We start from the raw sequence: 17,421 nt of genomic DNA, 5'->3' as shown, positions 1-17,421 counted from the left end.
GTGGGCCGCTCAGAGCTCGCCCGTCTGCACCTTCCACAGCGAGGCGTAGATGCCGCCGGAGGCCAGCAGCTCCTCGTGGGTTCCGGACTCGGCCACCTGGCCGTCGTCGAGGACCCAGATGCGGTGCGCGTGCCGCACCGTCGAGAGCCGGTGGGCGACGACGATCGCCGTCCGGTCGAGGGTCGCCCGGCGCAGCGATGCCTGGATGGCGGCCTCGGTCTCGTTGTCGACCGCGCTCGTGGCCTCGTCGAGGACGAGGACGGCGGGGTCGCGCAGGAGGGCTCGCGCGAGGGCGACGCGCTGCCGCTGGCCGCCCGAGAGGTTGACGCCGCGCTCGCCCAGGTGCGACGCGAACCCGTCGGGCAGCGCGTCGATGAAGTCGACGGCGGCCGCCGCCACCGCCGCGGCGCGGATCTCCGCCCGGCTGGCGTCGGGACGCCCGTAGGCGATGTTGTCGGCCACCGACCCCGAGAAGATGTAGACGTCCTGGGCGACGTAGCCCATCGACCCGCGCAGCGAGTCCCAATCGAGCTCACGCACGTCGCGCCCGTCGAGGAGCACCGCCCCCTCCCGGGGGTCGTCGAAGCGGAGCACGAGGCGCAGCAGCGTGGACTTCCCCGACCCGGTGGCGCCGACGATCGCGTGGGTCTCCCCCGCCGGGATCACCATGTCGAGGCCGTGAAGGACCACCGGCCCCTCGCCGTACCCGGCGCGCACCCCCCTGAGCTCCACCGCCCCCCGCACCGGACGCTGCAGGGCATCCGTCCCCGCCGGGACGGTGACCGGCTCGTCGAGCAGCCGCAGGATCCGGCCCGCGGAGGCCCGTCCGCGCTGGTAGAGGTCGAGCACCGTCGCCACCTCCGTGAGCGGCCAGAGCAGTCGCTGGGTCATGAACACGAGCACGGAGTAGAGGCCGATCTCCAGGTCGCCGCGCAGGGTCGCCCACCCACCGAAGAGGAGCGTGCAGGTGAAGCCGGCGAGGATGGCCATCCGGACGAGCGGGACGAACGCGGCACTGGAGCGGATCGCGTCGACGTTGGCCTCCCGGTAGGCCGTGGAGAGGACGGCGATCCGGTCCCGCTCGCGCGACTCCGCGGTGAACGCCTTGATGGTGGCGATGCCGGCGAGGTTGGCACTCAGCGCGCCCGAGAGGTCCCCCACCGTCTCCCGCACCCGCGCGTAGAGCGGCTCCAGCCGGCGCTGGAAGAGCAGCGACCCGGCGATGACCACCGGGATCGGCAGGAACGCGAGGACGAAGAGCTGACCGCTGGCCGCCGCGAACACGGCCCCGACGAGCAGCACGTTGAGCACGGTCTGGAGGATCGCGGCAGCCCCGACGTCGAGGAACCGCTCGAGCTGGTTGACGTCGTCGTTGAGCGTCGCCAGCGTGGTGCCGCTCGCCCGGCCCTCGTGCCACGACATGTCCAGGTGCTGCGCGTGGTCGTACGCCTCCACCCGGAGGTCGTGCTCGATCCCCTGGGCCAGTCCCCGCCAGAGCACGTCGGCGACGTACTGCGAGGCGGACTCGATGACCCAGACGACGACGTTGATCGCGGCCAGCCACGCGAGCTGGGTGTAGCGCGACTCGATGCCGAGCACCGAGCCCACGAACGAGTCGTCGCCCCGGACGACGACGTCCACCGCTGCCCCGATGAGCAGCTCGGGCACGACGTCGGCGACCTTGTTGACGGTGGACATCGTCACGGCGGCCACGAGCCGGCCACGGTAGCGGCGGTGCCGCTCCCAGAGGGCGATGAGCGGGCGGTCCGGGCCGGCGGGGCGAGTCACCGGCACCACCCTAAGGTGGGCCCCATGAGCACGACGTCGCAGGACAACACCCGGCCGATCGAGGAAGGCATCCACACCGACTTCGCCAAGGAGATGAGCTACGGCTCCTACCTCGCGATCGACGAGCTCCTCAGCGCACAGCACCCGGTGAGCGACCCCGAGCACCACGACGAGATGCTCTTCATCATCCAGCACCAGACGTCGGAGCTGTGGCTCAAGCTCGTCCTCCACGAGCTGCGCTCCGCGGCAGCGCTGCTCGCCCAGGACGAGATGCGGGTGGCCCTCAAGCGCATCGCCCGGGTCAAGCACATCCAGCGCACGCTCACCGACCAGTGGTCGGTGCTCGCCACCCTCACGCCGACCGAGTACAGCCAGTTCCGCGGCTACCTCGGCCACGCGTCCGGCTTCCAGTCGTGGCAGTACCGCGGGGTCGAGTTCATGCTCGGCAACAAGCACCGCGGCATGCTCAAGGTCCACGAGGCCGACCCGAAGGCCCACGCGATGCTCGAGGAGCTCCTCGAGGCCCCGAGCATCTACGACGAGTTCCTGCGCCACCTCGCGCGGCGGGGGTATGCCGTGCCGAAGGAGATCCTCGACCGGGACGTGAGCGTCGCCCACGTCCCGAACGACGAGCTCGTCCGGCTGTTCACCACCGTCTACGAGGACGCCGAGAAGCACTGGGACGTCTACGAGGCGTGCGAGGAGCTCGTCGACCTCGAGGACAACTTCCAGCTGTGGCGCTTCCGTCACCTCAAGACGGTGCAGCGGGTCATCGGGATGAAGACGGGCACGGGTGGCTCGAGCGGCGTCGGGTTCCTGCAGCGCGCCCTGGAGCTCACCTTCTTCCCCGAGCTGTTCTCGGTGCGCACCGCGATCCGCGAACCCCCGCGCTGACCGGCCCCGCTGGAACGGGAGCTCGCGCCGGCTAGCTCGTCGGACGTCCCCCGGCCTTCTTCGTCGGCTTGCGCACCTTGGGCGGAAGGGTCTCGATGTGCGTGCGAGCCCGATCGAACCAGTCAGCGGCGTCGGCGTCGGTCATGTCCGGTGGCAGCGACTGCCAGCCGCTCATCGGCCGTTCAGCCGGGCCGAACGGCCCGCTGCCGGGCCTCCTGTCCTGACTCGCCCACATCGAGGGCCCGGGCGCTCATGGCGCCAGTGTGTCAGGGCCGAGGTGGTCGCGGACGAGCTTCTTGGGAGCCTTGGCCGCCCACGCCTCGACGATGATCTCCTCGAGCTCGTCGCGGTCGATCTCGCCGATGCGGGAGAGCCGCACGAGCACACCCGGATGGTTGCGGAAGTGCGGGATGTCGAAGAACGGGTTGTCGGCCTCGACGAGGGACTGCTTCACCCCCATGTCCGGCGTGAACACGACGAGGAGGTCGTCCCACATCTCCCCCGTCTCGGGGTCGACGGCGGTCCTGTGCGGCATGCGGTAGAGCAGGAAGCCCTTGCCACGGACCTTCCACGTCGGCCGGTCGCCCCACGAGATGCCGAGCTCGGTCTCGGGCAGGGCGCCGGCGATGGCGTCGACGTCGCTCGGCCTCGCGCGGCGGGCCATCACCGCCTCCCCGGCCTGTCGCTGGCGCCGACGTACTGGTCGCACCACTCGATGAGTGGCCGCAGCGCCACCCAGTCCTCGCGCACCCGGTCGGCGACCTCGTCGGTCTCCAGCCAGTCCGGCGTGCCGTGGTCCCGGGACGCCGTGAGGGTCCGGTGCCGCAGCAGCTCCAGTCGTGGATGGTCGGGGCGTATGCCGCGTGGTCGCGTCGCGAGGACGTCCCCCCCGATCTCGAAACCGTTGTCCGACAACGCGTCGACGACGGCCATGAGCCGGTCGCCGACCACGTCGTCGGCGACCGAGGCCCGGTAGCGGGCCACCTGGTCGGGCTCGGAGGCATAGAACCCACCGGCGGTCCGGAGGCCGTCGGCGCCGACCTGGACGTACCAGCCCATCCGCGCGGAGGTCGCGACGAACAGCCCCTGGTGGTTCTTGTACGGCGCCTTGTCCTTGCTGAAGCGGACGTCGCGGTTCGGCCGGAACAGCCTGGGCTCGCCGAACTCCTCGGTGAGCACGTCACCGAGGTGCGCCATGGGCTCGCGGACGCTCGCGGCATACCGCTCCTTGTTGGCGGCCCACCACTCACGCGAGTTGGCGAGCTCGAGCGCGCGGTAGAACTCGACGGCGTCGAGCGGGATGCCGGCGACGTCAGCCGAAGCCGTGGACGGCGAGCGGGTCATGGAGCGCCTCCTCCTCGTAGGACAGGTGGGCCAGCAGGGAGTCGGAGAGGGCGTCGAGGGCGTCGGACAGCCCGTCCAGGGCGCGCTTCCCCGTGGAGCCGTGGCCCGCGTCACCGACGAGCGCCACGAGGGCCCGGTCGAGCCCGTCGAGGAGGCCGGCGATCACCTCGTGCTCGTCGTGGAGCCGCGTGACGACCGGCTCGAGTGCGGGGTCGGCCCGCACCAGGTGGGGGAAGATCCCCCGGTCCTCATTGGTGTGGTGACCCGTGACGATGCGGCAGTAGGACTCGCAGTAGGCGCCGAGCGTCCAGTTGTTCTGGCGCATGGTCATGGTGTTGATGACCGACCGGGCGGCCCCGACGCTCTCATGCCCCTCCCGCACCTGCCGGACGATGTCGCGGACCTGCTCGAGCTCGCGCCGGAGGTGGTCGTGGACCTCGACGAGGTGTCGGGGGACCGCCAGCTGCTCGGGGGTGAACGTCGACGGGTCCTGCGCCGCAACGGTGTGCACCGCCGGGGGAACGCCGGCAACGCGGGTCGGCGTCGCCTCGTCCGGCTGGCCGCCCCCACGCTCGGCCGCCACGAGCTCGCGCGCCAACGGCACGACCTCCTCGGCGAAGCGCCGGACGACGTCCGGTTCGTCGGCGCCGAGGATGAAGGTGCACATGCCGAGGCCGACAGCGAGGTCGGTGAGCTGCTCGGCCCAGTCGCCCGGACCGCCCTGGAACAGACCCGACCCCGAGCCGAACCGGCCGGAGATGTTGTAGATCCGGCGAATGTCCCGAGGTGCACGACCCGCCGTGACCGCGGCCTCGTCGAGCCGGGCACTGAGGTCCGGCAGGGTCGACGGGTCGGCGTAGGCCATGCTCGGGACCCAGCCGTCGGCGACCCGGCCGGTCAGCCGGATCATCCGTGGCCGGTAGGCACCGAGCCAGATCGGGATGTCGTGGGCCGGACGTGGCCCTGGACGCAGGCCCTTGGTCGCGTAGTGCTCGCCCTCGAACCGGCCCGGCTCACCGGCCCAGAAGGCCCGCATCACCGTGACCGCCTCGGCCAGCGCGTCGACCGACTCTCCCGGCGTCCGCCGCTCGCCCCCGGCCGCGACGATGCCGTCCCAGAACGCCCCGGCCCCGAGGCCCAGCTCCACCCGCCCGCCCGTGAGGAGGTCGAGGGTGGCCGCCGCCTTCGCGAGCACCACGGGTGGCCGGAGCGGCAGGTTGGCCACGTTGGTCGACAGGCGAACCTGGCTCGTGCGGGAGCCGATCGCCGACAGCAGCGTCCACGTGTCGAGGTGCGCCGCCTGGTAGGGGTGGTCCTGGATGCTCACGTGGTCGAGCCCGAGCACGTCGGCGAGCTGGGCCAGCTCGAGCACCTCGTGGTGACGGGAGGCGTCGGGGGTCGGGAAGATCCCGAACTCGAGGTCGAGACCGTAGTCGGGCATGAGGCATTGTCCCAGTGCAGGGTGGGTAGGACGTGACGTGTACCCATCCCCGCCACAGGAGGACCCATGACGCGTCCCGAGCTCACCGACATCCCCCGCCAGTCGCAGGACTGGCCGGGAACCACCGACGAGCTCCGCCCCACGCCCGACCACGGCGAGTCGTCGTGGACGGGCCGCGACCGTCTCGGGGGCAAACGAGTGCTCGTCACGGGCGGCGACTCGGGCATCGGGCGCGCCGTCGCGATCACCATGGCCAAGGAGGGCGCGACGGTCGCGATCGCCCATCTCCCGCAGGAGCAGGCCGACGCCGAGGACACCGTTCGGGTCGTCAGCGAGAGCGGTGGCACCGCCCACCTGTTCGCCACCGACCTCACCGAGCTCGCGGCCAACCAGCAGCTGGCCCGGGACGCCGTGGAGGTCCTCGGCGGGCTGGACGTCCTCGTCTGCAACGCCGCCTACCAGATGACGTTCGACGACCTGGAGGCCTTCCCGCCCGAGCAGATCCAGCGCACCTTCGCCACCAACGTCTTCTCGACGTTCTGGCTCGTCCAGGCGCTCGCCGCGGACCTCGAGAGGACCGGCGGCTCGGTCATCGTCACGACGTCGATCCAGGCCTACGAGCCGTCCGAGAACCTGCTCGACTACGCCGCGACGAAGGCGGCGCTCAACAACATGGTCGTCAACCTCGCCAGCGAGCTCGGTCCGCGCGGCGTCCGCGTCAACGCCGTCGCCCCGGGCCCGATCTGGACGCCGCTCATCCCCGCGACGATGCCGCCGGAGAAGGTCGAGGGCTTCGGCTCGGACACCCCGCTGGGCAGGGCCGGGCACCCGGTCGAGGTGGCCGCCGCGTACGTCTTCCTCGCGTCCGACGAGGCGAGCTACGTCTCGGGGACCGTGCTGGGCGTGACCGGCGGGCGTCCGGTGTTCTAGCCGGCGCCTTCCCGCTCAGTCTCGACGACGAGCCGGGGGCCTCAGCGGGCGAGAGCCGACGAGGCCGACGAGAGCTGGCTGATCTCCTCGACCGTGGCCGGGAGGACGAGGACGAACGTCGTCGTGGGCGCGTCGGCCAGGGTGAGGTAGCCACCGACCGAGCTGGCCAGCTGGGAGGCGATCGTGAGCCCCAGCCCGTGCCCCTGGCTGTCGACTGAGCTGGCACCGCGCTGGAACACCTCGTTGCCGACGGCGCGCTCGCCCTCGTCGACGACGCCGAGGTGGAGGAACTTGCCGAGGTCCCGCGCACCGGCGACGACCTCCCCCTCCCCGTGCGAGCAGGCGTTCTCGAGGAGGACGTCGAGGATCTGGACCACGGGGCCGGGCACGACGTGGGCGAGCACGGGCAGGGCGGGCTCGTGGAGCAGCTCACGGCCCGCGGCGCTGAACTTCGGCCGCCACCGGTCGATCGCCTCGGCCACGAGCTCCGAGAGGTCGAGGTCGACGGCGTCCCCGAGGCGGCGGCCCCGGGAGAGGTCGAGGATCTCGGTGATGGCGGTGCTGAGCCGGTCCAGCTCCGACATGTTCTCGGTCAGCTCGGCCGCGACGGCCGGCGGGGTCTCGGGCCACATCGCGAGGTCCTCGAGCGTCAGCCGTAGCGCGGTGACGGGGGTGCGCAGCTGGTGCGAGACGTTGGCCGCGAACTCCCGCTCGCGCGCGACGAGGAGGTCGAGCTGCGCCGAGGAGCGGCGCAGGGCGGCGCCGATCGCCTCGGCCTCCGGGATCGAGTAGTGCGGGAGCTCGACGTCGAAGCGGGCCTGGCCGAGGTGGTCGGCCGCGTCGGCGAGCTCGGCGAAGGGCCGGGCCAGTCGCCGGGCGAGGACGAAGCCCAGACCTGCCGCGAGGACGACGAGGGCCAGGCCGATGACGATGAGCGGCAGCAGCGCCTCCGAGACCCGCTGGTCGACGAGGGCGCCCGCGCGGGTCACCGTGAGCGAGCCGCCGCCCTCGAGCGTGCGCCGCTCGACGATGTCGTCCGAGGACCCGGTGGTCTGCTCGCCGGCAACCACCACGGTGTCGTCGGGCGCGACGTACTCGATGCCCTCACCCTCGCCCAGCAGGCTCTCGAGGAACGCCGAGGTGACCGGGGTGGCCGCCGTGCTGCGCTCCGCGATCACCACGGTGAGGAGGTCGGCTGACCTCTCGACCGTGCGGTTCTCCTGGGTGGTGACGAGGTCGGCGAGCAGGTAGGCGCGGGGAATGCCGTACATCGCGATCATCGCGATCGTCATGCCGACGAGCGCCGCGACGAGCCGCTCACGCATCGGCGAGGTCCTCGAGCCGGAATCCCACCCCACGCACCGTCGTCACCTGCGCCGGCGCCCGCGCGTCGTCGAGCTTCTGGCGGAGCCGGCCGACCGTCGCGTCGAGGGTCTTGGTCGAGCCGTACCAGTTCTCGTCCCACACCTCGCTGATCAGCCGCTCCCGGCTCACCACGGCCCCGCGGGTCCGGTCGAGCAGCGCGAGCACGTCGAACTCCTTGGAGGTCGCGGCGAGCTCGCTGCCGCCGACCCAGATGCGGCGCGCCGTGACGTCGACACGCAGCGTCCGCCCGCTCGGGGCGGCCGGCACGTCCTCGACCGGTGCCGTGGCGACGGCGCCGGATCCGCGCCGCACGAGGGCGCGGACCCGGGCGAGGAGCACGGACAGCCCGAACGGCTTGGCGAGGTAGTCGTCGGCCCCGACGTCGAGCCCGACGACGAGGTCGAGCTCGCCGTCCCGGGCGGTGAGGATGATGATGCCGCCGGTGAAGCCGCCCTCACGGGCGCTGCGGCAGACGTCGAGCCCGTCGACGTCGGGCAGGCCGAGGTCGAGCAGCAGGAGGTCGATCTCACCGCTGGCCAGGCGGGGCAGCGCGGGGAGTCCCTCGGCCAGCCGCTCGACCTCGTAGCCCTCTCGCTCCAGAGTGCGCACCAGCGGCGCGGCGATCTTGTCGTCGTCCTCGACGACGAGCACGTGGGCCCCCATGAGGCGAGAGCATACGACCCCGGCGCGGTCAGCGCGTGGCGCCGCGCGCCCGGGCGTCGGCCACGAGCAGGACACCGATGGCCGCGGAGAGGACGAAGGTGACGACGTGCGCCGCCGACAGGTCCGTCCGCGCGCTGCCGGGCATGCCCAGGGTGAGGCTCAGCACGGTCCCGATCGCCGTCGCCGCCACGGCGAGCACGACGACGAGGTGCGACTCGAAGCAGTTGTGCAGCCACATCTTGACCCCGCCGAGGACCGCGAGGAGTGCGACCACCCCCTGGAGGACCAGGGCGCTGGTCGAGGCGGCGTGGACCGAACGCTCCACGAGGACGGCGGCGAGCAGCAGCGCTGCGACCGCGGCCCACCGTGACGCGACCGTCAGCTCCCGGGGCATCAGAGGTCCCGGTCCGACGCGCCGGTCTCGGTGACCGGGGTCGTCGAGCAGGGACGGCCCTGCACGTCGGTGACCGCGGCCGACGGGGTCCAGACCATCGCACCGTTCGTGGAGGACGTCTTGAGGGCGCTGTTGCCGGACCCGACGACCGCACCGAGCCGCAGCGTGATGGTCGTGCGGATGACGCCGGTGCTCGTCGTCACCGTCCCCGCGGTCATCGTGGCGTTGAACTGCATCGACTTGCCGGCCTTGACGTAGTCGCGTCGCAGGTTGACCGAGCCGACGTTGACCACACTGCTGCCGGGGAGCTGCACGTCGACGGTGTCGTCGGTGCCGGTCTTGCCCAAAGTCGCCCCGTCGCGGAGGCGGACGAGGACCGGCTTGCCGTCGCCGCTCCAGCCGGCGGTGACCTTCGTGAGGTCGACCTGCGTGGTGTACGTGAGGGTCAGGGTGTCGCCGCTGTCCGCCCGGCCGACCGAGGCGCCACCGTTCGCGCTCTGCACGTCGGCACCACGCAGCGGGGCGTTGTCGACCAGCTGCGAGGCCACGACGGCCGAGGTCAGCGTCTGGCCCTGGCCGTCCAGGAGGATGCCGCGGACGTCGTGGAGGCCGTCGGCGACGGTGGTCGTGTCCCAGGTGCACGCGTAGGGCGAGGTGGTGTCGGTGCACAGGTCGGTCCACGCGCTCGTCCCGGTCGGCGCGACCTGGATGCGGACCGAGGTGACACCGGCGGTCGAGCTGGCCGCCGCGGTGACGGTGACGGTGCCGTTGAGGGTCGCGGGGACGTCGACCGTGATCGAGGAGACCGTGTTGTCCACGACCCGGTTCGCGACGGTCGCCGAGGTGGCCTGGTTGCCGGCGACATCGATGGCGACCGCGCGGAAGGCGTAGGTCCCGTCGAGGAGCACCGACGTGGCGACGCGGCAGGACCACGGCTCGTCGGAGATCGTGCACAGGTCCTGCCAGGTGGAGGTGCCGCTGCGCTGATGCTGGATGACGACCGCGGCCACGCCGGAGTCGGCGTCGGCGGAGGTGGCCGCGAAGGTCCGGGTGCCGCTCAGCGGGGTGCCGGGGTCGACCATGGTGACGCTCGGCGGCACATTGTCGATGGTGACGGCCTCGACCGTGACCGAGGCGGTCTGGGTCGTCCCGGCGGTGAGGACGGACCGGAGGTCGTAGTCGCCGGCCGGGTGGGCCGACGTGTTCCAGCTGCAGCCGTAGGGGCTGGTGAGGCCGGTGCAGATCGTCTTCCACGTGGTGGTGCCGGCGGCGGCGTACTCGACCCGGACCGTGTGCGTGACCGGAGCGTTGTACACCGAGGTGGGCAGAGCGACGGTGCCGCGCACCACGTCACCGGGCGAGGTGAGCACGACGAGGACGTTGTTGGCGACGGTCGTGCGCACGGAGTCCGACGTCGCCTCGTAGCCGCTGTGGTCGGTGGCGCGGGCGCGCAGCGAGTACTGCCCGTCCACGACACCCGCAGCGCCGGTGGCCCAGGCGCACGACCAGGGCGCGACCGTGTCGGTGCAGATCGTCGCCCAGACGGAGGCGCCGGGGGCGAGCTGCTCGAGGGTGACCGAGGCGATGCCCGTCTCCCCGTCGGCAGCGGTCACCGCGATCGTGGCGGTGCCCTTGACCGCACTCCCGGGGCTGACGACCGACACGGTCGGGGGGGTCCAGTCGACGGCGGCCCTCACCGTGGCCGTGGCCGAGGTGCGGGCGGTGAAGGTGGCCGACGAGAAGCCCGGGAAGCAGACGGTGAGCACCGCGGCGAGGGCAGCGAGAAGGAGGAGCTGCAGCGAGCGAGGAGTCCTCGTCACGGTGTCCTCCTTCTCGAGCTGTGGGACGGCAAGGTGGGTGGTGGGCAGGAGCTCTGGCGTCAGCACCCACGCTAGTGAGGAGGGCTCCACTGCTCTTCCACAGATCTGCCCCGGGAGTTCCCCCGTTTGCTACATCACGGGGAACCGCCGGGGCAGGGATCAGACGGGGAGCCCGGCTCCCGTGCGGGTGGACGTCCGTCGACCGGGCGTCCGCGAGGGGCGCAGGGCGCCGACGAGGTCGCGCAGGGCCAGCAGGGCGATGACCGCCGCCGGGCCACCGATGGCGACCATCCGCACCTGCGGGTCCGCCAGGGCGACGAAGGCGTAGCCGACGTACGGGACGGCGTGCTCGACGACCGGCTGGGTCCCCTCCGCGAGGCTGAAGATCCACGGGTCGGGGTCGGGGTTCGCGTCGCCCTGGGTGCCGAAGACGGTGGTGCCGCCCTCACCGGGCGCGATCGTCGTGATGCGGTGCGTGACGAGGTTCGTGACGCCGCTGTCCGGCGGGGGAAGGTAGGTGATGACGTCGCCGACCACGAGGTCCGCGACGGCCACGGGCTTCTCGAGGGCGACCGAGCCGCGCTCGATCGCGCCGGACATCGAGCCGCCGGTGATGACGTAGCGCTCGTAGCCGAGGAGGCCGGGCACGATGTAGGCCAGGCAGCCGAGGGTGACGACGAGGAGGAGCAGGGTCCCGAGCGCTCGCACGCAGCGGCGGGCGACCTGGGCGAAACGGTGCATCTCGGGCTCCTTCGTGCGGCAGGGGCGAGGGGGGCTGGGGGTGTTGGGCGTGCGGTCAGGCGAGTGGAGCTGGTGGGACGGCTGGGCCGGTGGCAGGGCGCCCGGTGGGGCGCCCTGCCTCAACCCGGATGTCGATCGGCGTGCGCAGGAGTCAGGACTGGTCGGTGACCGTCGCGTCGAGCTGGACCGAGTCCCACGTGTAGGTGGCGTTGGCCGTCTTGCCCTGCTCGCTGTTCGGGGCGGACGCGTCCAGCGTGACCGTGAAGCGGTAGGTGTTCACGGCGGCGGGCGCGAACTCGCCGAGGGCCGTGGCGGTGCCGTCGACGAGGCCGCCGAAGTCGCCGGAGTACACCTGGGTGTTCGTCGTGGCGTTGGTGACGACGAGCTTGAGGTAGTTGCCGCCCGTCGTCTTCTCGCCGAAGGCGTTGGCCGACAGGGTCTCCGTGAGGCTGAACGTGGCCGGCAGGGTGCCCGTGTTCGTCAGGGTGACGGCACCGATGACGGTGTCGCCCGGCTTGATGTTGGTGAGGTCGAAGATCGCGGCGTTGGCCTTGGAGTTCGCCTGCGTCAGCGACCCGGCGGTGACGGCGCTGATGGTGTTGCCGCTCGTGGAGGTGAAGGTCGCACCCGAGCCCACGGCGATGGCGCCGGCGACGGTCAGGGTGGCGAGGGGGACGAGGATCTTCTTGGTGCGGCTGACGCTCATGGTGTCTCTCCTGGATCGAGTCCGTCGGGGATTCCCGAGGTGCGGGGTTGTTGAAAAGAACGCTACGGAGGCGTGTTCCACAGGACTCCCACGCGAAGGCCCCCGGATCTCTCCACTTCGGAACCGGCTGGCTACTGATCAGTACCCAGGGCGACCGAACGGCACGGATGCGGGGCCTGAGGTGCCCGACCCCACGCGCTGAGGTAGCTCGCGCCGCGAGAGATACGGCATACGCCCGATGTGGCCGCCTACCTCACGGGACGACCGTGGACGTGTCAGCACAGGACGGTCAGGAAAGGACCAGCCATGAACACCCTCATCACCCCGGAGCTCCTCAAGGCCGAGATCCACGCCCGCTACGGGCTCACCCCCGAGAGGCACGAGCGCCCCGGCTCCTCGCTCCACGTCATCCGTCGGGTCCGCGCCCGCGTCCAGGCGGCGCGCGGCACCCGCTGAGTGACGGTGGGCGCACCCGCAGCAGTCGTACCCGCGAGGGACACGGAGTCGTCGATAATCGCCAGCATGACTCCTCCCGTGCGGGATCTCGTCGGCCGCGACGCCGACCTCGCGAGGGTCGCCGAGATCATCGGTCTCGACGACCCCCACGGGGCCGGCGTCGTCGTGTCCGGGGACGCCGGCATCGGGAAGTCCAGCCTCCTGGCCCGCGCGGCGCAGGACGCCGAGGCGGCGGGCTGGAACGTCGCGTGGGGACACTGCGTGGGCCAGGCCGGCAGCGGGGTCGCGCACCTACCCTTCACCGAGATCGTCACGCGGCTCCAGCAGCTCGCCCCCGAGGTGGTCGAGCACCAGGTGGCGACCCGCCCGGCTCTCGGTGTCCTCCTTCCCGGCGGGCGGGAGGAGACGACGACGACGCACTCACCCGGACACGTCGCGGAGGGGGTCCACGCCCTGCTCACGGCGGTCGGTGAGCTGGCACCGCTCCTCGTCCTCGTCGAGGACGCCCACTGGGCCGACCACTCCTCCCGCGACCTGCTCACCCTCCTCCTCACCCGCGGGTTCGCCACACCGGTGGCCCTCGTCATCACCTACCGCTCCGACGACCTCCACCGGCGCCACCCGCTGCACGAGACCCTCGCCGTCTGGGCCCGGATCGCCGGGGTCGAGCGGCTGGACCTGCACCCGCTCGCGGACGCCGCGATCCACGACATCGTCACCCGGGACGGGGGCCGGCACCTCGACGAGGCCGTGGCCGCCGAGATCGCCCGGCGCGCCGAGGGCAACCCGTTCTTCGCCGAGGAGCTCACCGCGAGCGCCGTCTCCGGACGCCCCGTGGCCGGTGGCCTGGGTCGGGTCCTCGGCGCGCGCATCGACCAGCTCACCCCGCACGCCCAGCAGGTCATCCGCACGATGTCCCTGGCCGGGCGCACGGTCGGTCACGAGCTGCTGCTGCGCGTCACCGGGCTCACCGAGCCCGAGCTCGAGGCCGCCGTCGCGGACGCGGTCGAGCACCACGTCGTCGAGACCCGGTGGCCCCCCGCCTACGCCTTCCGCCACGCGCTGCTCGGGGAGACCGTGACGGACGACCTCCTGCCGGGGGAACGGCTGCGCCTCCACCGCGCGTATGCCGGTGCGCTGGCTTCCGACCCGACGCTCGGCCCCGCCTCGGAGCTGGCCCGCCACGCGGCCGCCGCCGGTGACCTCGCCACGGCCGTCGCCGCGTCGCGGGACGCCGCCCGTGGCGACCTGGCCGTGGGTGGGCCCTCGGGCGCGCTCGAGCACCTCGAGCAGGCGCTGTCGTGGATGGCGGAGTCCGCACCGGAGCGCGACGACGTCAGCCTCGAGGCGTCGGACGCCGCGCTCGCGGCCGGCGACGTCATGCGCTCCGTCCAGCTGCTCCGTGACCGGATCGAGCACCCGGGAGCCGACCAGACGCCCGTCGTGCGCGCCCGGCTGCTCGCCACCTGTGCCAACCGAAGCCGGCTCAACGACATGCTCGCGCCCGACGCCGGGATCGCCATGACGACCGAGGCTCTCTCGCTCGTGCCGGAGGAGGACGGCGCCGAGCGGCTGTTCGTCCTCACCGCGCACACCCAGCAGCTCGTCGACAACCGGCGCTATGGGGAGGCCGCCGCCCTCGGCGAGGAGGCGAGTGCCCTCGCCGAGAGGCTCGGGCTGTCCGCCGCGCACCACGAGATCCGCACGGTCCTGTCCCGGGTCATCGAGATCCACGACGACCTCGACGCCCTCGAGCGGCACATCGACCGGCTGCTCGCCGACCTCGGCGACCGGCCCGACCCGTTGCTCATCCGCATCCACCACCAGGCCGCGACGATGCACCATCGTCGCGGCGACCTCCACCGGGCCCTGGAGTCCTACGACCGGGGTGCCGCCGTCGCACGCCGGCTCCACCTCGACTGGGCGCCCTTCGCGCTGGAGTCGCGCCTCATCGGTGGGCTGACGGCATACGAGATCGGCGACTGGGACGGCGCGCAGCGACGGCTCCACGTGGACGACCCCCTGCTGCCACAGCCCGGCCGTGCCTTCTTCGACGCAGCGCTCATGACGGTCCGCGTCGGCCGGGGCGAGGTCCTCGGTGAGGACGAGATCGCGGCGGTGCGCGAGTGGTGGCACGTCGACGGCTTCGGCGTCGTCCAGCTGGTCATGCCGGCCGTCGAGCACTACGGCGGGCAGGGAGACCTCACCCGGGCCCTCGACATCGCCCAGGACGCGGTCGCGCAGCTCGAGCGGACCTGGGGTCGCTTCCACGCCGTCGTCCGGCTCTCCGCCCTCCTCGCCGGGCAGGCAGCGACCGCGGCACCCCACCTCGACGGCGCGTTGCGCCGCAGGGCGCTCGTCGACCTCGAGACGCTCACGGCCCGGGCCGACGCGATCGTCCAGCATCCCCAACGCGGCGTCCGGGACCCCTCCGCCACCACGCCGGACGAGGTCCTGGTCCGGAGCAACACCGAGACCTGGGCGTGGGACGTCCGGCTGCGGGCCGAGCTGCTGCGCCTGCGCTGGCGCGACCCCCGCTCGGACACCCCGAGCCCGGACTCCATGGTCCGCGCGTGGCAGGACTCGGTGGACGCCTTCGAGCGGTACGGCCACGTCCACGAGACCGCACGCTCCCGCGTCCGCCTCGCCGCGGCGCTGCGGGCGGCCGGCGACACCGGTCGGGCGCGACACGAGGCCGAGCTGGCCCGCGTGGTGGCGGCCCGGCTCGGCGCCGCCCCGCTGCTCCGGGAGGTCGACGACCTCACGGCCGGGCCCGGAGCCGGGTCTGGTGTCGGGACGCACGACGACACCGAGCTGACGGCCCGCGAGCACGAGGTCCTCGGCCTCGTCGCCCGCGGCCTGAGCAACGGCCAGATCGGCGCCCAGCTCTTCATCTCCACCAAGACCGCGAGCGTCCACGTCTCGCGCATCCTCGCCAAGCTCGGTGCCGCCTCACGCACCGAGGCCGCGGCGATCGGTCGCGAGCGCGGCCTCGTCGGCTGACACCGCGACGGCTCGTGCACGACCCGCGCCGGGGTCGGGGTCGCTAGGGTCCGGGGATGACGCGACGGGCGGTGGCGATGGCGGGCGGCTCCAGCCCGCAGGCCTCCCACCACCCGTGGAGGACCGAGGCCGTCGACCTCGTCAGGGCGTCGCTCACGGTGACCGTCACCGGATGGACCGCGCCCTGAGTGGATGATGGGCGCCATGGCGACCTTCTCCGCGACCAAGATCTCCCAGGCCACCGTCGAGCACCCGCGCGACCTCGTGTGGGACGTCCTCACCGATCCCGAGGCGGTCGCCCGGCTGACACCGATGGTGGCGTCGATCACGGCGACCGAGGACCGGTGGCGCTGGCAGCTCACCCGGATCCCGGTGCTGGGGAAGTCGTTCGAGCTCGCCTTCACCGAGACGATGACCTACGACCCGCGGACGCGGATCACGTTCCGGCACACCCCGGTAGGGACCGAGCGCGCGGGGACCGACGGACGCTACGACCTCGCCGACGCCGCCGACGGTGCGTCCACCGATCTGAGGATCGAGCTCAAGGTCACCGTGGACCTGCCGTTCCCCGGTCTGGCCCGCCCCGCGATCCAGACCACGATGCAGGGAGTGCTCGCCGCGATGGGGGCCGGTTTCGCACGCTCGATCGAGAAGGAGCTCGTCACCCGAGCGGCACGACGTCCCTGAGGACGATCGCGGCACGCTTCCTGCGGCCGGGCAGCCGGTCGAGGGCGGGCTCCACCGTCGTGAGGGCGCGGTACCACCAGCCGTACTTCGCGCCGATGGCCCGCTTGACGCGGGCGACGGCAGCCTTGTCGCGGTGCACGGTCGCCGTGGCGGCAAAGCGCGGGGCGCCCTCGGCGACGGTGCCCCTCACGTCGCACGGTCGGAGCTCGACGCGCGAGGTGTGGGCCAGGCGCTTGGTCTTGCCGGTCTCGTCCACCGTGACGACGAGGAGGTCCTCGCCGTCGGGGGCGATCCAGACAGGGCTCGGCACCGCCGTTCCGTTGCGTCGGAACGTCGTCAGCTCGACGTACTGCTGCCCCGCCAGGAACGCCGTGGGGTCGCTCACCGGGCCCGCCCTCTCACGTGTGGAGGTGGTCGCGCCAGTCGTCGGGGACGCGCCCCTCGGGTCCTGGCACGGGCTGGTCCGCGGGGTGGAAGCGCGGCGGGGCCAGGGTCGGGCCCCGCCCCAGCTCCTCGGTGGCGTAGTTCCAGAACCACACCTCGTCGGGCTCGTAGCTCGCGACGATCGGGTGGCCGGTCTCGCGGTAGTGCGCCGTCGCGTGCTGGCCCGGTGAGCTGTCACAGCAGCCCACGGTGCCGCACGTGGTGCACCGGCGAAGGTGGACCCACCACCCCTGCGCCGCAGTGCACGTGGCACAGCCAGCACCCGAGGGCGGGACGGTGGGGTCGAGGTGCACGGAGCGCGGGAAGTTGACGGGCATGGCGCCGCTACTCCCCTGCCCGGGCGACGAGGAGGACCACGACGGCGAGCGCGGGAGCGACACCCTGGATGAGAGCGGCCCGCAGTTTGGAACGGTCGCTCGTCGCGAGGACCAGGGCGGCCGCGAGCATCGAGCCGCACCCGGCATACATCAGCGCAGCTCCGACGTCCTCGGAACCGTACGCGGACACGACGATCCCGACGACCGTGACGACGGCGAGGAACAGGTTGTAGAAGCCCTGGTTGTAGGCCATCGGCCTCGTGACCTGTGCGGTCTCCGGCGTCGTCCCGAAGACGGCGCGCGTGCGCGGTTCCGTCCACGCCAGCGACTCCAGCCGGAAGATGTAGACGTGGACCAGCGCGGCGATGCCTGCGAGCACGTACGCGAGCGTGAGCATGGCCCGAGCCTAGTGAACCGGGGTCGAGGTG

Annotated in this window: 20 protein-coding genes; 6 read left to right on the top strand and 14 right to left on the bottom strand. The window is 72.4% G+C overall.

The features are described 5' to 3' along the window. Positions 1–9: 9 nt before the first annotated feature. Positions 10–1,788: an ABC transporter ATP-binding protein gene (locus tag N801_RS04245; protein WP_052112586.1), complete on the bottom strand. Its 1,779-nt coding sequence runs from the start codon at positions 1,786–1,788 to the stop codon at positions 10–12. Between the two features lie 24 nt (positions 1,789–1,812). On the opposite strand from N801_RS04245, the gene kynA reads away from it, so the two are divergent. After that, positions 1,813–2,682, top strand: a complete 870-nt coding sequence (kynA, locus tag N801_RS04240; protein WP_035933314.1) for a tryptophan 2,3-dioxygenase — start codon at positions 1,813–1,815, stop codon at positions 2,680–2,682. 31 nt (positions 2,683–2,713) lie between these two features. On the opposite strand, the gene N801_RS20555 is transcribed toward kynA, so the two are convergent. The 4 genes from N801_RS20555 to N801_RS04225 form a co-directional block, all read right to left on the bottom strand. Continuing rightward, entirely contained in the window at positions 2,714–2,857 is a 144-nt protein-coding gene (locus N801_RS20555; protein WP_156996463.1) for a hypothetical protein, read from the bottom strand. A gap of 75 nt (positions 2,858–2,932) precedes the next feature. Continuing rightward, entirely contained in the window at positions 2,933–3,346 is a 414-nt protein-coding gene (locus N801_RS04235; protein ID WP_035933311.1) for an MmcQ/YjbR family DNA-binding protein, read from the bottom strand. Next, positions 3,346–4,026: a DUF2461 domain-containing protein gene (locus N801_RS04230; RefSeq protein ID WP_052112585.1), complete on the bottom strand. Its 681-nt coding sequence runs from the start codon at positions 4,024–4,026 to the stop codon at positions 3,346–3,348. The genes N801_RS04235 and N801_RS04230 overlap by 1 nt, the downstream gene beginning before the upstream one ends. Then, a complete protein-coding gene (locus N801_RS04225; protein WP_035933309.1) occupies positions 3,995–5,467 on the bottom strand; it encodes an LLM class flavin-dependent oxidoreductase in 1,473 nt (490 codons plus the stop codon). Before N801_RS04225 ends, N801_RS04230 begins: the two co-directional genes overlap by 32 nt. Positions 5,468–5,533: 66 nt before the next feature. Between N801_RS04225 and N801_RS04220 the strand changes: the two genes are divergently transcribed. Continuing rightward, positions 5,534–6,397, top strand: coding sequence for an SDR family oxidoreductase (locus N801_RS04220; RefSeq protein WP_035933305.1), 864 nt, complete (start codon positions 5,534–5,536; stop codon positions 6,395–6,397). A gap of 41 nt (positions 6,398–6,438) precedes the next feature. Here the strand turns inward: N801_RS04220 and N801_RS04215 are convergent, their stop codons facing one another. The 6 genes from N801_RS04215 to N801_RS04190 form a co-directional block, all read right to left on the bottom strand. Next, positions 6,439–7,722 carry a HAMP domain-containing sensor histidine kinase gene (locus N801_RS04215; protein WP_035933301.1) on the bottom strand — a complete coding sequence of 428 codons (1,284 nt, stop codon included), beginning with the start codon at positions 7,720–7,722 and terminating at the stop codon, positions 6,439–6,441. After that, positions 7,715–8,425 (bottom strand): response regulator transcription factor, encoded by a 711-nt coding sequence (locus N801_RS04210; RefSeq protein ID WP_035933298.1) that lies wholly within the window; start codon positions 8,423–8,425, stop codon positions 7,715–7,717. Before N801_RS04210 ends, N801_RS04215 begins: the two co-directional genes overlap by 8 nt. A gap of 28 nt (positions 8,426–8,453) precedes the next feature. After that, complete coding sequence (locus N801_RS04205; protein WP_035933295.1) at positions 8,454–8,819, bottom strand: hypothetical protein; 366 nt, start codon at positions 8,817–8,819, stop codon at positions 8,454–8,456. Continuing rightward, positions 8,819–10,705 carry an Ig-like domain-containing protein gene (locus N801_RS04200; protein ID WP_245618209.1) on the bottom strand — a complete coding sequence of 629 codons (1,887 nt, stop codon included), beginning with the start codon at positions 10,703–10,705 and terminating at the stop codon, positions 8,819–8,821. Before N801_RS04200 ends, N801_RS04205 begins: the two co-directional genes overlap by 1 nt. 93 nt (positions 10,706–10,798) lie before the next feature. Beyond that, the gene (locus N801_RS04195) at positions 10,799–11,380 is read right to left on the bottom strand and encodes a signal peptidase I (RefSeq protein WP_052112584.1); all 582 of its coding nucleotides are present in this window, start codon (positions 11,378–11,380) and stop codon (positions 10,799–10,801) included. Positions 11,381–11,531: 151 nt separating this feature from the next. After that, the gene (locus tag N801_RS04190) at positions 11,532–12,086 is read right to left on the bottom strand and encodes a TasA family protein (protein ID WP_035933293.1); all 555 of its coding nucleotides are present in this window, start codon (positions 12,084–12,086) and stop codon (positions 11,532–11,534) included. A 306-nt stretch (positions 12,087–12,392) separates the two neighbouring features. Between N801_RS04190 and N801_RS20550 the strand changes: the two genes are divergently transcribed. The 4 genes from N801_RS20550 to N801_RS04180 all read left to right on the top strand — a co-directional run bounded on the left by N801_RS20550 (position 12,393) and on the right by N801_RS04180 (position 16,232). Further along, positions 12,393–12,542 (top strand): hypothetical protein, encoded by a 150-nt coding sequence (locus N801_RS20550; protein ID WP_156996461.1) that lies wholly within the window; start codon positions 12,393–12,395, stop codon positions 12,540–12,542. A gap of 66 nt (positions 12,543–12,608) precedes the next feature. Beyond that, positions 12,609–15,545, top strand: coding sequence for a helix-turn-helix transcriptional regulator (locus N801_RS04185; RefSeq protein WP_035933289.1), 2,937 nt, complete (start codon positions 12,609–12,611; stop codon positions 15,543–15,545). A 56-nt stretch (positions 15,546–15,601) separates the two neighbouring features. Further along, positions 15,602–15,733 carry a hypothetical protein gene (locus N801_RS21710; RefSeq protein WP_281175661.1) on the top strand — a complete coding sequence of 44 codons (132 nt, stop codon included), beginning with the start codon at positions 15,602–15,604 and terminating at the stop codon, positions 15,731–15,733. 16 nt (positions 15,734–15,749) lie between these two features. Next, a complete protein-coding gene (locus tag N801_RS04180) occupies positions 15,750–16,232 on the top strand; it encodes an SRPBCC family protein (protein WP_169744204.1) in 483 nt (160 codons plus the stop codon). On the opposite strand, the gene N801_RS04175 is transcribed toward N801_RS04180, so the two are convergent. From N801_RS04175 to N801_RS04165, 3 genes are read right to left on the bottom strand one after another with little or no spacing between them, the layout of a single operon-like run. Then, complete coding sequence (locus N801_RS04175; RefSeq protein WP_035933283.1) at positions 16,207–16,617, bottom strand: PPOX class F420-dependent oxidoreductase; 411 nt, start codon at positions 16,615–16,617, stop codon at positions 16,207–16,209. The two genes, N801_RS04180 and N801_RS04175, sit on opposite strands and share 26 nt — an antisense overlap. A gap of 13 nt (positions 16,618–16,630) precedes the next feature. Beyond that, on the bottom strand, positions 16,631–16,993 hold the full coding sequence (locus N801_RS04170) for a UBP-type zinc finger domain-containing protein (RefSeq protein ID WP_035933281.1): 363 nt from the start codon (positions 16,991–16,993) through the stop codon (positions 16,631–16,633). A 7-nt stretch (positions 16,994–17,000) separates the two neighbouring features. Further along, positions 17,001–17,390: a DUF1304 domain-containing protein gene (locus tag N801_RS04165; RefSeq protein WP_035933277.1), complete on the bottom strand. Its 390-nt coding sequence runs from the start codon at positions 17,388–17,390 to the stop codon at positions 17,001–17,003. Positions 17,391–17,421: the final 31 nt, after the last annotated feature.

It is taken from the genome of Knoellia aerolata DSM 18566 (assembly GCF_000768695.1).
Taxonomy (GTDB): Bacteria; Actinomycetota; Actinomycetes; order Actinomycetales; family Dermatophilaceae; genus Knoellia; species Knoellia aerolata.
The sequence above is the reverse complement of the archived record's forward strand: the minus strand, read 5'-3'. Positions and strand labels throughout refer to the sequence as shown.

Bases quoted from the DNA above. Each gene is read 5' to 3' on its own strand.
- N801_RS04185 (WP_035933289.1), top strand. From the start codon at position 12,609: ATGACTCCTCCCGTGCGGGATCTCGTCGGCCGCGACGCCGACCTCGCG.
- N801_RS04180 (WP_169744204.1), top strand. From the start codon at position 15,750: ATGGCGACCTTCTCCGCGACCAAGATCTCCCAGGCCACCGTCGAGCAC.
- N801_RS04195 (WP_052112584.1), bottom strand. From the start codon at position 11,380: ATGCACCGTTTCGCCCAGGTCGCCCGCCGCTGCGTGCGAGCGCTCGGG.
- N801_RS21710 (WP_281175661.1), top strand. From the start codon at position 15,602: ATGACGCGACGGGCGGTGGCGATGGCGGGCGGCTCCAGCCCGCAGGCC.
- N801_RS04205 (WP_035933295.1), bottom strand. From the start codon at position 8,819: ATGCCCCGGGAGCTGACGGTCGCGTCACGGTGGGCCGCGGTCGCAGCG.
- N801_RS04190 (WP_035933293.1), bottom strand. From the start codon at position 12,086: ATGAGCGTCAGCCGCACCAAGAAGATCCTCGTCCCCCTCGCCACCCTG.
- N801_RS04235 (WP_035933311.1), bottom strand. From the start codon at position 3,346: ATGGCCCGCCGCGCGAGGCCGAGCGACGTCGACGCCATCGCCGGCGCC.
- N801_RS04230 (WP_052112585.1), bottom strand. From the start codon at position 4,026: ATGACCCGCTCGCCGTCCACGGCTTCGGCTGACGTCGCCGGCATCCCG.
- N801_RS20555 (WP_156996463.1), bottom strand. From the start codon at position 2,857: ATGAGCGGCTGGCAGTCGCTGCCACCGGACATGACCGACGCCGACGCC.
- N801_RS20550 (WP_156996461.1), top strand. From the start codon at position 12,393: ATGAACACCCTCATCACCCCGGAGCTCCTCAAGGCCGAGATCCACGCC.
- N801_RS04210 (WP_035933298.1), bottom strand. From the start codon at position 8,425: ATGGGGGCCCACGTGCTCGTCGTCGAGGACGACGACAAGATCGCCGCG.
- kynA (WP_035933314.1), top strand. From the start codon at position 1,813: ATGAGCACGACGTCGCAGGACAACACCCGGCCGATCGAGGAAGGCATC.
- N801_RS04170 (WP_035933281.1), bottom strand. From the start codon at position 16,993: ATGCCCGTCAACTTCCCGCGCTCCGTGCACCTCGACCCCACCGTCCCG.
- N801_RS04225 (WP_035933309.1), bottom strand. From the start codon at position 5,467: ATGCCCGACTACGGTCTCGACCTCGAGTTCGGGATCTTCCCGACCCCC.
- N801_RS04220 (WP_035933305.1), top strand. From the start codon at position 5,534: ATGACGCGTCCCGAGCTCACCGACATCCCCCGCCAGTCGCAGGACTGG.
- N801_RS04165 (WP_035933277.1), bottom strand. From the start codon at position 17,390: ATGCTCACGCTCGCGTACGTGCTCGCAGGCATCGCCGCGCTGGTCCAC.
- N801_RS04215 (WP_035933301.1), bottom strand. From the start codon at position 7,722: ATGCGTGAGCGGCTCGTCGCGGCGCTCGTCGGCATGACGATCGCGATG.